The sequence below is a fragment of the Neobacillus vireti genome, from assembly GCF_001026695.1.
Classification (GTDB): domain Bacteria; phylum Bacillota; class Bacilli; order Bacillales; family Cytobacillaceae; genus Neobacillus; species Neobacillus vireti.
Map to the genome: position 1 here is coordinate 341220 of NZ_LDNB01000017.1, position 14265 is coordinate 355484.

The 14265-nt window shown below is 40.7% G+C and carries 13 protein-coding genes; 3 read left to right on the top strand and 10 right to left on the bottom strand.

Features of this window, described 5'->3' with window-relative positions:
* Positions 1–19: 19 nt before the first annotated feature.
* The 5 genes from parC to AA980_RS21810 form a co-directional block, all read right to left on the bottom strand.
* Positions 20–2458, bottom strand: a complete 2439-nt coding sequence (gene parC, locus AA980_RS21790; protein ID WP_024030390.1) for a DNA topoisomerase IV subunit A — start codon at positions 2456–2458, stop codon at positions 20–22.
* Positions 2455–4434, bottom strand: a complete 1980-nt coding sequence (parE, locus tag AA980_RS21795; RefSeq protein ID WP_024030389.1) for a DNA topoisomerase IV subunit B — start codon at positions 4432–4434, stop codon at positions 2455–2457. Before parE ends, parC begins: the two co-directional genes overlap by 4 nt.
* Before the next feature lie 296 nt (positions 4435–4730).
* Positions 4731–5144, bottom strand: coding sequence for a CoA-binding protein (locus tag AA980_RS21800; protein WP_024030388.1), 414 nt, complete (start codon positions 5142–5144; stop codon positions 4731–4733).
* A 67-nt stretch (positions 5145–5211) separates the two neighbouring features.
* Positions 5212–6063: a sensor histidine kinase gene (locus AA980_RS21805; RefSeq protein WP_024030387.1), complete on the bottom strand. Its 852-nt coding sequence runs from the start codon at positions 6061–6063 to the stop codon at positions 5212–5214.
* Positions 6064–6307: 244 nt separating this feature from the next.
* A complete protein-coding gene (locus AA980_RS21810; RefSeq protein WP_024030386.1) occupies positions 6308–8047 on the bottom strand; it encodes a glycosyl hydrolase family 18 protein in 1740 nt (579 codons plus the stop codon).
* A 193-nt stretch (positions 8048–8240) separates the two neighbouring features.
* Here AA980_RS21810 and plsY point away from each other — a divergent pair, with 193 nt between their 5' ends.
* The 3 genes from plsY to AA980_RS21825 are packed head-to-tail and all read left to right on the top strand — an operon-like array spanning position 8241 to position 10345.
* Positions 8241–8825: a glycerol-3-phosphate 1-O-acyltransferase PlsY gene (gene plsY, locus AA980_RS21815; RefSeq protein ID WP_024030385.1), complete on the top strand. Its 585-nt coding sequence runs from the start codon at positions 8241–8243 to the stop codon at positions 8823–8825.
* A 14-nt stretch (positions 8826–8839) separates the two neighbouring features.
* Entirely contained in the window at positions 8840–9991 is a 1152-nt protein-coding gene (locus AA980_RS21820; protein ID WP_024030384.1) for a CapA family protein, read from the top strand.
* Between the two features lie 57 nt (positions 9992–10048).
* Positions 10049–10345, top strand: coding sequence for a HesB/YadR/YfhF family protein (locus AA980_RS21825; RefSeq protein WP_024030383.1), 297 nt, complete (start codon positions 10049–10051; stop codon positions 10343–10345).
* A gap of 231 nt (positions 10346–10576) precedes the next feature.
* Here AA980_RS21825 and AA980_RS21830 read toward each other — a convergent pair whose 3' ends face one another.
* The 5 genes from AA980_RS21830 to AA980_RS21850 form a co-directional block, all read right to left on the bottom strand.
* A complete protein-coding gene (locus AA980_RS21830; RefSeq protein WP_024026887.1) occupies positions 10577–11005 on the bottom strand; it encodes an acyl-CoA thioesterase in 429 nt (142 codons plus the stop codon).
* A gap of 20 nt (positions 11006–11025) precedes the next feature.
* On the bottom strand, positions 11026–13350 hold the full coding sequence (locus AA980_RS21835; RefSeq protein WP_024026886.1) for an AAA family ATPase: 2325 nt from the start codon (positions 13348–13350) through the stop codon (positions 11026–11028).
* Positions 13351–13476: 126 nt separating this feature from the next.
* Complete coding sequence (tlp, locus tag AA980_RS21840; protein WP_024026885.1) at positions 13477–13692, bottom strand: small acid-soluble spore protein Tlp; 216 nt, start codon at positions 13690–13692, stop codon at positions 13477–13479.
* A gap of 218 nt (positions 13693–13910) precedes the next feature.
* Positions 13911–14057, bottom strand: coding sequence for an acid-soluble spore protein N (locus AA980_RS21845; protein ID WP_024026884.1), 147 nt, complete (start codon positions 14055–14057; stop codon positions 13911–13913).
* A gap of 66 nt (positions 14058–14123) precedes the next feature.
* On the bottom strand, positions 14124–14255 hold the full coding sequence (locus AA980_RS21850) for an FbpB family small basic protein (protein ID WP_024026883.1): 132 nt from the start codon (positions 14253–14255) through the stop codon (positions 14124–14126).
* Positions 14256–14265 lie beyond the last annotated feature (10 nt).

Sequence of the window (14265 nt, forward strand, 5' to 3'; positions counted from 1 at the left end):
AGAGTCTTTGCCAAAGATATTATTCACCTGGATTTTCTGGTGCTGCTACTTTCCAAAGGGTCGTTACTTTCCCGTTTTCTCCTTCATCAAGGATAAACGAACCATTTGAGTAGCGGTCACTAAAGTGAATTTCCGCCGTTTTAAGGGTTTCAAGGTGGCCTTTATCTGTCTGGATAAAAACAACGTCCTCGTCATTGGCTACTACAAAGCCCATAATTCGATGGGGATTTGATTTGAGTTCCCTTAAGATAACAACACCACGCTTCGCTCGGGTTGCTTTTTCAAACTCTTTTAATTTCATTCGTTTCACAGCACCACGCTGCGTAGCGATAACAATCGTTTCATTTTTATCGAGAGTAAGAATTTTACCGCCGACAACAAAGTCGCTGTCTTTTAAGTTAATTCCTTTTACTCCTGCGGCACGAACACCAACAATACTTATTTCTTCCTCATGGAACCAGAGGGAGTAACCAAAGTAGGTAATTAAGAAAACTTCCTTTGTCCCGTCTGTTAGATGGACATCGATAACTTGATCATCATCCTTAAGATTGATGCCTACTAGCGGTTTGGAATAGCGCTGTGCTTTATAGGCTTTCAGTTCTGTCTTCTTGACCATCCCATTTTTCGTGACAAACACCAAGTACGCTTCAGTTTCAAAATCTTTCACTGGAATAGCTTGGATAATTTCCTCATCACGTTCAATTGGAATGATGTTTGCGACATGCTGTCCTAAGTCCTTCCAGCGGATATCAGGGAGCTCATGAACCGGGCAGAATAAGTAATTGCCTTTATTCGTGAACAGAAGCAGAACATCCTGTGTATTCATATCGAGCTGTGCAAGCAAACGATCGGAATCCTTCATCGCAGGATCCTGCCCATTTGATGCAGCATAGGAACGCCCGCTTGTCCGTTTTATATAACCATGTTTGGTTACCGTTACAATTACATCTTCACTTGGAACCGTAACCTCAAGATTAATTTTCAACTCTTCAATCTCTGCTTCAATCTTGGAGCGGCGCTCATCAGCAAAGCGTTTTTTCACTTCTTTAAGATCCTTTTTGATGACTGAGAGCAGCTTTTTTTCGCTTGCTAAAATACTGGTCAGTTCTTCGATTTTACCTGCTAATTCATCGGATTCCTGTCTTAATGCGGTAATATCAGTGTTTGTTAAGCGGTAAAGCTGTAAGGAAACAATTGCTTCCGCCTGCAGTTCTGTAAACGCAAATTTCGCGATTAAATTGTCCTTTGCATCACGTTTATCCTTCGACGCCCGGATGGTCGCAATGACTTCATCGAGGATGGATAATGCTTTCATTAATCCTTCAACAATATGCTGGCGTTCCTTTGCTTTGTTAAGCTCGAACTCCGATCTTTTCGTGACAACGTCCTTTTGATGCTCAATATAAGCATCTAATAATTCACGCAGACCCATTAAGGTTGGACGCTTCTTATAAATGGCCACCATATTAAAATTATAGGTAACTTGGAGATCACTATTTTTATATAGATAATTTAAGACACCTGCAGCATCGGCATCCTTTTTTAATTCAATAACGATTCGGAGACCAGTCCGGTCCGTTTCATCGCGAACCTCTGAAATCCCCTCGACTTTACGGTCAAGGCGGAACTCATCAATTTTTTTCACAAGATTCGCCTTATTGATTTCATAGGGAATTTCAGTCACAACAATTTGCTGTCTACCGCCGCGAACCTCTTCAATATCGGCCTTACTGCGAACGATGACCTTGCCTTTACCAGTTTCATAGGCTTTCTTAATGCCATCGATTCCTTGAATAATCCCGCCTGTCGGGAAATCCGGCCCTTTGACAATCGTCATTAATTCATCTACAGATACATCCGGCTTGTCCATTCTCATGATGACACCATCGATAATTTCACCAAGATGGTGCGGCGGAATATCGGTTGCATAACCAGCTGAAATTCCAGTTGAACCATTGACGAGTAAATTTGGGAACATCGCTGGTAAGACAGTTGGTTCCTTCGCCGTATCATCAAAGTTTGGAATAAACTCAACCGTTTGTTTTTCGATATCGCGTAAAAGCTCTGCCGAAATCGCAGAAAGCCTTGCTTCTGTATAACGCATCGCTGCTGGCGGATCGCCATCAACGCTACCGTTGTTACCGTGCATCTGGACAAGAACATTTCTGACTTTCCAATCCTGACTCATCCGTACCATTGCTTCATAAACGGAAGAATCACCATGCGGATGGTAGTTACCGATAACATTACCAACCGTTTTCGCTGATTTACGAAAACCTTTATCAAAAGTATTACCTTCTACATGCATCGCATAGAGAATTCTTCGCTGTACCGGTTTTAGACCGTCCCTAGCATCTGGCAGGGCACGTTCCTGAATAATGTATTTACTATATCTGCCAAAACGATCACCAATTACATCTTCTAGAGGTAAGTCGCGGAATTTTTCGTTTGCACTCATCCTTCAGAACCCTCCTCAGAGACCGTAATATTTTCATTTTCTAAAATCGTGTCGGCCTCATCTAAACTAAAAGCCACATTACTTTCAATCCATTTACGGCGCGGTTCAACCTTATCGCCCATTAAGGTGGTGACGCGGCGTTCCGCTCTTGCAAGATCATCAATTTTCACACGAATTAATGTCCGGGTTTCTGGATCCATGGTGGTTTCCCATAACTGGTCGGCATTCATTTCACCGAGCCCTTTATAGCGTTGAATAATATAACCTCGGCCAACTTTTTTTATTGCACCCTGGAGCTCATCATCATTCCAGGCATACTCAATTTTTTCATTCTTCCCTGTCCCTTTGCTTACTTTATAAAGCGGCGGGAGGGCAATAAACACTTTTCCTGCCTCTAATAGCGGCTTCATATAGCGATAAAAGAAGGTTAACAATAAAACTTGAATATGGGCTCCGTCCGTATCCGCATCCGTCATAATAACGATTTTATCGTAATTAATATCGGCTACATTGAAATCCGTTCCGACTCCGCCTCCGACTGCATGGATAATCGTATTGATTTCCTCATTTTTAAAAATATCTGCCAGTTTCGCTTTTTCGGTATTAATTACCTTACCTCTAAGGGGTAATACAGCCTGAAAGCGGCGGTCACGCCCTTGTTTCGCGGAACCTCCTGCAGAATCTCCCTCCACCAAATACAGTTCGTTTTTCTGCGGGTTACGTGATTGTGCCGGTGTTAGTTTACCGGATAAGACGGCGTCCGAGCGCTTGCGTTTTTTCCCGCTTCTTGCATCTTCACGTGCTTTTCGGGCAGCCTCACGTGCTTGGTATGCTTTAATTGATTTTTTTATTAGAAGGGAGCTTATATCTGGATTTTCTTCAAGAAAGTAGGAAAGATGCTCGGATACAACTGCATCCACAGCAGATCTTGCTTCACTTGTTCCCAATTTCCCTTTTGTTTGTCCTTCAAACTGGAGCAGTTCTTCTGGGATTCTGACAGAGATAATTGCCGATAACCCTTCACGAATATCTGCACCATCTAGGTTCTTGTCCTTGTCTTTTAAGAACGATACCTTGCGGGCATAATCGTTAATTACGCGGGTCATCGCGGTTTTCGAACCTGCTTCATGTGTTCCGCCATCCCGGGTCCGGACATTGTTGACAAACGAAAGGATATTTTCTGAATAGCCATCGTTGAATTGAAAAGCAAAATCAACTTCAATGCCATTCTGAGCGCCTTCAAAGCTGATGACGGGATGGAGGACATCCTTTTCTTCGTTTAAATATTCAACAAAGGCTTCAATGCCATTTTCGTAATGAAACATTTCATGTAAGTCATTTCTGTCATCGATAATTTCAATTTTTAATCCTTTTAACAAGAAGGCCGACTCTCGCAACCTCTCACATAAGGTTTCAAAATTATAAGTAGTTGTCAAAAAAATCGTTGGATCTGGCTTAAAATGAATCGTCGTCCCTGTTTGATTCGTTTTGCCGATTTTCTCAAGTGTCGTTACTGGCTTGCCGCCATTTTCAAATCGCTGTTCATAGACGAATCCGTCCCTTTTGATGGTGACGATTAACCATTCTGACAACGCATTAACGACAGAAGCACCGACACCATGCAGACCGCCGCTTGTTTTATATCCGCCCTGGCCAAATTTACCGCCAGCATGAAGGATGGTTAAAATGACCTCAGGTGTTGGTTTGCCCATTTTATGCATACCTGTAGGCATTCCGCGTCCTTTATCAATAACGCTAATAGAATTATCTTTATAAATTCTGACAATAATGTGATCGCCAAATCCACCGAGCGCTTCATCGACTGAATTGTCGACAATCTCATAAACGAGATGATGAAGTCCGCGTGAATCGGTGCTGCCAATATACATTCCTGGGCGTTTTCTAACTGCCTCAAGACCTTCTAGTACCTGTATGGCATCATCATTATAATCAAAAGCCTGTTGATTCCTTGCCACTAAAATACCCCTTTCATACCCTACAAAAAGAAACACTTTTCTAATTGCTTTAATTGCTAATAATAAATGATTCGTAAATAGAATGAATTATCCTTTTAATAAAAAGAACTAGTGTTTGCCACTTTCATTTTATCACATCTACTCGCGGCGTCTATGCTTTATTGTAGCGATTTATTTTGATTTGGCAAATACGAAATTTGAAACAACCCCATTTTGTAACACTTTGTTGGTGTTTTTTAGTAATAAAAAAAGAAAAAAACTGCCAACTATTTAGCAGTTTTTCCTAAAAAGACACTTTATCTTGTTAAGGAATGTTCAACCTTTATACAGCGGTCCATAACGACCGTATATCCCTTTTCCTTTAAGAACTCGTAAGCGGCTTCATTGGCAAGACCCAGCTGGGCCCAAAAGACGTCTGCATCGATCTCGTCAAATTCCTTCGCTACATCAAACAACTGTTCAGAACGACGGAAAACGTTGACAATGTCCACGTGGCCTTCAATATCCTTTAAGGCAGCAACAGCTTTTACACCAAGTACTTCATCGATGGTTGGGTTTACAGGAATAATTTCATAGCCTGCCTTCTGCATGACCGCGGAAACTTGATAAGAAGTGCGCTCCGGATTATTACTTAAACCAACGACTGCAATTCTTTTTGCCTTATTTAAAATAGTGCCAAGTTCTGCGCGGCTTGGATTTTCAATTGCCATGGTAATCACTCCTAAGGTTGTTTTCTTTATTTTACCTTTTTTCGATAAAAAAAGATAATAACTGGATTTAAACCGTTAGAAGTTCTTGTTCAATCGCTGCAGAAACCTTCGGCACTGATAGACAGAAGCGTGCTCCATCACCTGTATTTTCTACCGTGACACTACCATTCATATTCTCAAGTATCATTTTAGTCATATAAAGCCCAAGACCAGATCCTTGCGGCCGTGTGGTAAAATAGGGGTCGAAAACCTTCTTTAAAAGTGTTGGCTCGATTCCACCAGCATTATCAATGAACTCCGATTTAATAAATTTCCCGCTTTCGCCAATTTTAATCACTAATTTCCGATGGCTAATACCTTTTTGGACAAACGCGTCTCGGGCATTTGTTAGGATATTTAACACCACCTGGCTATATTCATTTGGATAGCCATAAGCCATTTGTTGTCCTCTGTATTCAAATTCCACTTGAATTCCATGGTTTTTCAGACTCAAAGAAAAAATCGACAAAGCCTCTTCAATCGAATCACCGACCGAAAAAAACGATTTTTCCTTATTCGGTTTATAGAACTTCCGGAAATCATTGATTGTCCGAGCCATATGTTTAATCTGCTGCATGCTTTCCCTTGTGAACCGGTCGATGTATTGATTGTCAATTTCGCCAAACTCAAGTGCCTCTCTTACATCATGCATCATTAGAGATAAATTGTTTAACGGTTGACGCCATTGGTGCCCAATACTAGCAACCATTCCTCCCATTGCAGCTAGTCTGGATTGCTCAATCAAAATCGTGTCTTTCTGCTTATTCTTTACCACCTCTTCCTGGAGTCGTTTTTCTAAATAGCGATTTTGCTGCAAAAGTAACTCATACTTTTTTGTTAAATCTTGATCTTTCTGTTTACATTCAGACTGCTCTTTCAAAAGGCTCACCCCCTATAACAGATTGAAAAATTATAAGTAAACCGACCATGGATAGTAATGGAACGGCCGGTTTTTTTGCTATTCGTTTGATTTTAACTAAATTATAGGGGGTTTATACACGGCTTTCAACGAGTTAACAAATGGTTTGAAAATTCTCCATATTTTTGTAATAAAATAGACGATTTTTGTTCTCAAAATTGACAGAATGAAAAAAGGACCGGATTAACGGTCCTTTATCGTTCTTTTATTTATGTGTTAAGGCCATGGCTGCCTTTAAATCTAAGGCCGTCCAGGCTGTTTGGTCGCCAAAAAATCTTGACCATGTCCCAACACCGGCTAATTCATATTTTACAGCTAAAGCCGCTCGTTTTTGCAAGGATGATTCATCTTCAAGCCAAATTTTATAGGTGGCGTTTTCAGCCTCATCATCATATTCAGCATAGTTTTGACCACTGGCTTCATCATAGGACGGCGTCAAACCTTTTTCAGCGAGCCATGTCTTCACTTGGTCCATTGCCAGAGCCTTTGCCGTTACTTCCGTCGAGCCATCCGCATTAGTTTGTTCCTTCCATAGCCTTGCATATAAAGGAACTCCAAGGACGAGCCTTTCATTAGAAACCTCTAACAACAGATTTTGAAGGTTTCGTTCGACCCATGGCAGACTTGCCACGCTTCCAGCCCCAGACGATGCCCCCGTATGTTCATCATAAGCCATTACAATTAAATAATCGACTATTTGTGCAAGTTTCGGTCTTTCATAGAAGGATGACCAGTTGTTGTTATCGCCTGCAGAAAAAGTAATATCCATTGATACAACAAGCCCTGCATCATGCAGGTATGGCGCCGCCTCTCTCATGAATTGCGTGACAAATGGTCCATCCTCTTGATTTACGTTTTCAATATCAAAGTTGATTCCCTGCAGCTGATACATCTGACTAAAATGGAGCAATTGCCGGATGATGGTTTGCCGGGTTTCAAAGTCTTTTAATGCTTCATGAGTGAGTTTGGGATCAAATGCGTTTGAAAACACACCCCATACCTGATAACCCTTTGCCTGTGCCCATTTACTAAAATCCAGTGAAGCGAGATTCTTGATTGAACCATCGCTGCCTGCAAGCGAAAACCACGTTGGCGAGATAACATTTACACCTGTCATATTAGCTATTTTAGTAGTGTCAGGGTTTTTCGTGTAAACCGCTTCCCATGTTAACTGAATCGGGCCATCTAACTTGGGCATTTGAAACGTTTTGCTTTCACGGCTAATGTTGATTTTGACTGTGTCTTGCTTTGAAACATAGTCTTTTTTGAGATAACCACTTATGCCATTTGCTTTCCTAACTAGGTAAAAGTCCTCTTTCGCGCCTTCAATCGTGACAAGTTCATTTTTTGTCATTTCTGCCGTATATGGTGAGCGCCAACTTGGTTCAGTACGCAATCTAAGCTTTTCTTTATTGACATCCTTATCTATTAATCTGCCATTCTCGTATTGTTCCCCATCTTTTTGAATCCAAATGGCCTTACTTTCAGGCAATTTCTTATACTGGATTGGATAAAAGGAGAGAATCGGGTCGAGTGCAATGAAAATTTCTCCATTCTTCGAGATGATCGGTGAAAGCTGTAAGTCGACCGTCTTATCGTTCACAAAATAGGTTAGTGAATCTGTTGGCATTTGCACAACTTTATCTTTGGTTGTAATGATAACCGATTTTGACTTTTCATCATAAGTGATGCTATCGTCGATGTTTTCCTGCATGAATGTTATTGGAACAAACAGGGTATCTCCTTCTATTAAGACATTCCCTTTCTGAAGCCCTGAATAAAGAATCGGATTTTCACCTTGAAAATATACTTTTTTATCTGTTGATGCAAACGGATATAAATACAGGAATATGGAGGAAAGAATAAGCAAACAAGCACCTATTAATCCTCCGATAATCCACTTCGTTGCCACTATTTTATCTTTATGATAGATAACTCTTGCCATGGTTCTCTTTCCCCCTTATTTCCTTATCGTAAAGTATCCGCTTGGAAATGAGAAGGGATTTTTACAATTCCGTAATATTTTATCAATTCCTCGATAATTTCCTTTATGGATATTAATTAATCCATTGGTGTTTTTCCGTAGGTTACATGGTAAAATATAAGCACTGTATCTTTTATTGAAGGGGAAATCATTAATGATTCAAATTATTTTAGCGTTGATTCTTGCCTATTTACTAGGTTCCATCCCATCTGGATTAATCATTGGAAAAGTTTTTTATAAAACGGATATTCGTGAACACGGGAGCGGAAATTTAGGGGGAACAAACACATTTCGAACACTTGGAGTTAAAGCGGGATTAGCCGTCACTCTCGCCGATATACTAAAAGGGACGCTAGCAGCATCTTTACCTGTGCTTTTACATCTGGATCTCAATCCATTAATTGCCGGGGTTTTTGCTGTTGTGGGACATACCTATCCCATTTTTGCCGGGTTTCGCGGCGGGAAAGCCGTTGCCACTTCAGGCGGGGTCGTATTGTTCTGTGCACCGCTTATGTTTATTGCTGTCCTGGTCGTCTTTTTTATCAGTCTATACATAACTAAATATGTTTCCTTATCCTCGATGCTTGCAGGTGTATGTGGAGTCATTTATGGGCTTGTTCTTTGGAATATCCCCCTGCTAATCGCTGTTGCCCTTTTAACTTTATTTGTTATCTATCGACACCGAGCTAATATTAAAAGAATCATCAATAAGACAGAGCCAAAAATCAAATGGTTATGATTTAAGGAGCTAATATGAAAAAGAAGATCCTTTTTCCATCGGTTATTATTATCATCGGATGCATTGCTGTTGCATTTGTCGTCCTTATTCAGCAACAGCAAGAACTTCCCGCAGACGAAAAGCATTTTCCTGTGAAAAATCATCAGCCAAGATCTTCATTAAATGAGAATCGGGGGCTGACCGAAAAAATAACCCTTGGTGGCATTGGTGATATTCTTATTCATAGCCCCGTCTATCAAGATGCCTTCAACGGAACCACATATGATTTCAACCCGATGTTTGATCAGGTGAAACCTCTATTAGAAAAGCCGGACTTTCTAACAGCCAATCAAGAGAGTATGTTAGGGGGTCTGGAGCTGGGTCTCTCCGGTTATCCAAGGTTCAATAGTCCGCATGAGGTGGCAAATGCACTTGTCGATTCAGGTGTCGACATGGTTTCGACAGCCAATAATCATACCTTAGATCAAGGTGAAAAAGGAATTCAGTCGGAATCAGCTTATTTAGATAGTATTGGTTTACCACATGTGGGGAGTTTTATTGATGAAAAAGATCGCCAAAAATTAAGGATTGTTACTAAAAACGGGATCAAGCTTGCCTTTCTTGCTTACACATACGGAACAAACGGAATACCCGTTCCTAAAGGAAAGGATTATCTTGTAAACCTGATTGACCGCGAAGGAATGAAGGAAGAAATCCATCGCGCCAAAAATGTTGCCGATGTGGTCGTTATGAGCATCCATTGGGGAAATGAATACCAGCGAATCCCGACAAATGATCAAAAAGAGTTAGCCGCCTTTCTGGCAAATGAGGGTGTCGACATCATCTTTGGCTCCCATCCACATGTTTTGCAGCCGATGGAATGGATTAATACCAGCGATGGCCGAAAAACGTTTGTCATTTATTCGTTAGGAAACTTTATATCAGCACAGTATAATGATTATAAAGATATTGGCGGATTAGCGACAATCGACATTACCAAACACGTGCAAGAAAAAGGGAATTCAATTGAACTTTCGAATCCTGTCTTTTACCCCACCTACGTTACAAGTCAAAAATATCATCATTTTAAGGTTGTTCCTTTAGAACAAGCGGGTTCGTACGGTCTACCGAACGCGGATGCGAAATACAAGGAAATCGAGCAACATATGGTCCAATGGTTACAATAGAAAAGCGGAAGCATTCTCAAGGAGAAAATTTATCTCATTAGAAAGGAGTTCATCCAAATGAACATTCAGATAACAAGTGATGCAGCAGCATGGTATAAGGAGGAACTCAGTCTTCACGATGGCGGCTTTGTCCGGTTCTATGCTAGGTACGGTGGATGCAGTACGGTTCAAAGTGGCTTTTCTCTAGGGATTTCCACTGAACAGCCCGAAGATATTGGGGCTAAATCCATTTTAGCAGGTATTACTTTTTATATTGAAGAAAGAGATTTATGGTACTTTGATAACCACGATTTATTGATTGAATACCATGCGGACTATGATGAACCGGTTTTTCACTATCAAAAAGAAGAATAAGGAACAGGCACACTTGAAATTTTCCATAGTGTGCCTGTTTTGTTTCTACTTTAAAAAAGTATAAACTTTTGACTTTGAGAATTGTCCAGCTCCAGCCCCCAGCGGCTAGTGGACTTCGCTCTTCTCCCTACGATAAGTCAACATCGGATCGCTACGCTCTCCGTGTTTCCTTTATCTCAGTCGAAGCGCTCCAGTCCATACGCCACTAAACGGGCGCTTCCGCTTTTCGTCCTATTTTTTCTTAACTTCCTCATATTTTAAGTACCACTCAGGAAAGGTCTTTTTGAAAGAAGTTGGTCTAAAATTATCTTTTTTGACAATAATGTGGGTGGATGTCCCCACTGCGCACTCTTCTTCATTCCCGTTCATAATCGCGTAGCCATAAATGGTTTTAATGCCATCGTTTAAATCCACCCACGTCTTTACAAATGCTTGATCACCATATCGCAACGGTTTTTTATAGGTAATTTGAATATCATAAACAGGGGCATAATATCCGGCTTCCTCCATCGCCAAATAACTATATCCGAGATCTTCAATAAATCCGGTTCGGCCTAGCTCAAAAAATTTCAAATAATTAGCGTGGTAAATGACACCCATCATATCGGTATCCGCATAGTAAAGCTGAATCTCTCTAGTTGAAACAAAATAATTATCCACGTGCAAAGGTCCTTTCCTATTTACATTTTATTTAATGCTGTTTTGACATCTTCTACATCTAGAAACATTGAACTTTCAAATAGATGTTCGTCTCCCTCGACTGCCATTAATCGAGAAGCTTGAGCTTGTATCATTTCATCTACTAAATTTGTCGCAAAGCGTCCATTCCCCTTAAAGACGGTTTCTTCTAATGTTTGCAGCAGCCAATTCCCCGCTTCCTCTGTTATTTGGTATTGATAGCTTTCAGCATGAGAGGACATGATTTCAAGGAGCTCTACCGCTGAATAATCAGGAAAGTGGAAGAACTTTTTAAACCTTGAGCGCAGGCCCGGGTTGCTCTCAAGAAGCTGATTCATTTCATTAGGATAACCCGCCAATATCACGACTAAATTTTCATTATGCTTCGTCATTTCATCAACTAGTGTATCAATGACTTCTTTGCCGAAATCACCAGCTGAATTCGAAAGGAGGGAATAAGCCTCATCAATAAATAACACACCGCCGAGGGATTCTTTGATCTTTTTCTTTGTTTTCCCGGCTGTTTGACCGACATATCCCGCGACAAAATCTGCTCGGCTGGCTACAATGAGATGTCCTCTTTTTAAAATTCCGCATTCTTTTAAAAACGCTGCATAGATTTTCGCCACTGTTGTTTTTCCTGTACCAGGGTTTCCCGTAAAGACGGAATGAAGCTGGATAGGCACTGCCGGCAACCCATTTTTCCTTCGAAATTGCTGCATTTTTACAAACGAAATAAGTGATTTCAATTCTCCTTTTAAAGGTTCAAGCCCAATTAAACGTTCGAGCTGTTCATTCGCTGATTCGGGCGCTTCGTCTTTTTCCAATCGAAAGTCTGCAGGATTAAGAAACATATATTCGAGAATGTCCGCTTCTTCTTCGCGGTTGTCTGCCCCTTTCTTAAAAATGGCATCCAACACGATATCGCGAACAGTTCTTGCGTTGCCAAAGGAATCATCTACTCGCTCCTGATCAAGCCGGCGGCCAATTTCAATTTTGGATTCCTCAGTGATAAAGTAATCATTATCGGCAGCAGCAGCTTCCGCAATTAGAGTAAGCTCTTCATTCGAATAATCAGGTAAATGAATAAAGTTAGACTGTGGGAAACGACTTCTGAGGCCGGGATTTGCATCCAAAAAGGAGCGCATTTCATCAGGATAACCAGCTAGAATTACAGCAAACTTCCCTCCATACTCATGTCCTGTCATCAATGAGACAAGCGTATCAATTGCTGCCTGCCCATAATCATTTCCTGTTTGCCCAACACGTTTTAAACTATAGGCTTCATCAATAAATAAAACCCCGCCAATCGAGCGTTCTACTACAGCCCTTACATTTTCTTCTGTTTGGCCAACAAACGAGCCTACCAATTGAGAACGGTCTGTTTCAATTACTTCCGCGCGGGGCAGAACTCCGAGCTCATGATAAATTTTTGCAAGCAACCGTGCCAGCGTTGTTTTTCCTGTACCTGGATTCCCTGTTAAAATCATATTCAGACTTAGCTCATCCTTCACTTGAAAGCCAAGTTTCTTCCGCTGTTTTTGGTACTTTAGAAATCGGTAAAAATCATTAACCCTCTTTTTAACTGAGGCCATGCCAATCATATTATTTAGTTGATCTAAAGCATTTTCTGACGCTGTAATTATTTCCGCTGCTTCAACAAATAGCTGCTGCCATTTCTGCTTGATATCTTCCACGCGAGACAGATGCAATTTTAACTCATCATAAAAGGTGGATGTGTGAAAGACACCGGTAATCGATTGATCGTATTCTTCTGCCGCTTTCAGCAAGCTGCTTGTTTCCTCGTTTGCTGCAGCAAGCAAATCATGAAGTTGGTGATATGTTAGATAAGCATCTTGATTGGCTAGCTTTACAGTCAAATCCAGATCATCTTGGAGCTTTTGCAGCTGTGCATCCACACCTGTTAAAAAGCTTTGACATATTTCTATGTACTGCTCTGCAGTCTTCTTCTTTGCCGTGCGATTATCCGTTTCCCTTATCGGCGGGAAGGAAAGTGGGTCGAGTAGGTCTTTTAACTTCTTCCAATCAGACCGAATCATAAATTCTTTCGCCCTTTGGTTCTCAGGATCTAGCTTTATTGCCTTATCGAGCCAAACAAATGCCAATGAGTCTTCGGAATTTCGTCCAAGTCTTGAGAGCGCCGCAAGTGTTAACAACTTCGATGATGTAACGGGATTAGACTCATGACTGATTGCAGCAACTAACTGGCTTGGATTGCGAATAAACCCTGTTTCGTTCAGCTCCCGTTCCCACTGCACAATTTGCTCGCTGGATAGTAAATGTTTTTCTTGTTGTTTCAAATTCATCACTTCTTTTTTAAAAATCTCCTTATTATCTTATCACACCCATATTCTAATCACTAAACAAAGAGATTAGAAATTGGAAAAGGACCTGAATTATGGCTCAGGTCCTTTTTGAAATACGGAATATATTTAGGTTTCATCCTGAATTTCTGCTTTAAACGATTCAATGCTTTCCCGTCTGCGATGATTCTTTGCTTCAATTTGCTGGCGCTGCTGATCACTATCCGTAAAATCTAGAGATTGTTCCGCTTTTGCAATGTTTTCCGTAGTATCATCAATCATCGCCTGAAGCTTTTCAGCGTTATCACTGCGATCGTCCGGTTTGGGTTTGTTATCAAAAGCCATGGGTCCAATTCCTCCATATTAGTTTATTTGGTACAAATATAGTTTGTTACCGGATGAAAAAAATATCACATGAATAGCGAAATTTTCACGATAAAGAAAACTCTGTGATTGGCGCTTCATAAGGCGTAATTGCAACTTTTGCCTAAATGGAGAGTTTACTTTCCTATCGGACAAAAAAGACCTGCTGGCTATTGCCAACTAGGTCTTGTATAAATAAATTATTCACCTTTGGTTTGCATTACTTGGGCATGCTTTCCGGACGTATCTTGCATCTTTTTCCCTTTATTGCCGCCAAACCCTCGAGGTTGTGTTCCAATGTGATCTGGTTTGAAACGTTTTGTTTTATAACCTGTTTCATTACTCATCTCATGATCCCTCCTTATTTACATTTTGTCCATAAGGATGAAAAACCATGATTGGAAAACTTTGTATTACTCGGCTTTGCCAAGGCGTTTTTGTTCTAAGCGCTGTTCAATTTTTTCCATCGCAGCACGATCTTTTAACAATTGTGATTTATTTTCTAATACTAGTTCTGCAAAGGAACGTTTTCTAGGTTTTCTCATGGGTATCACC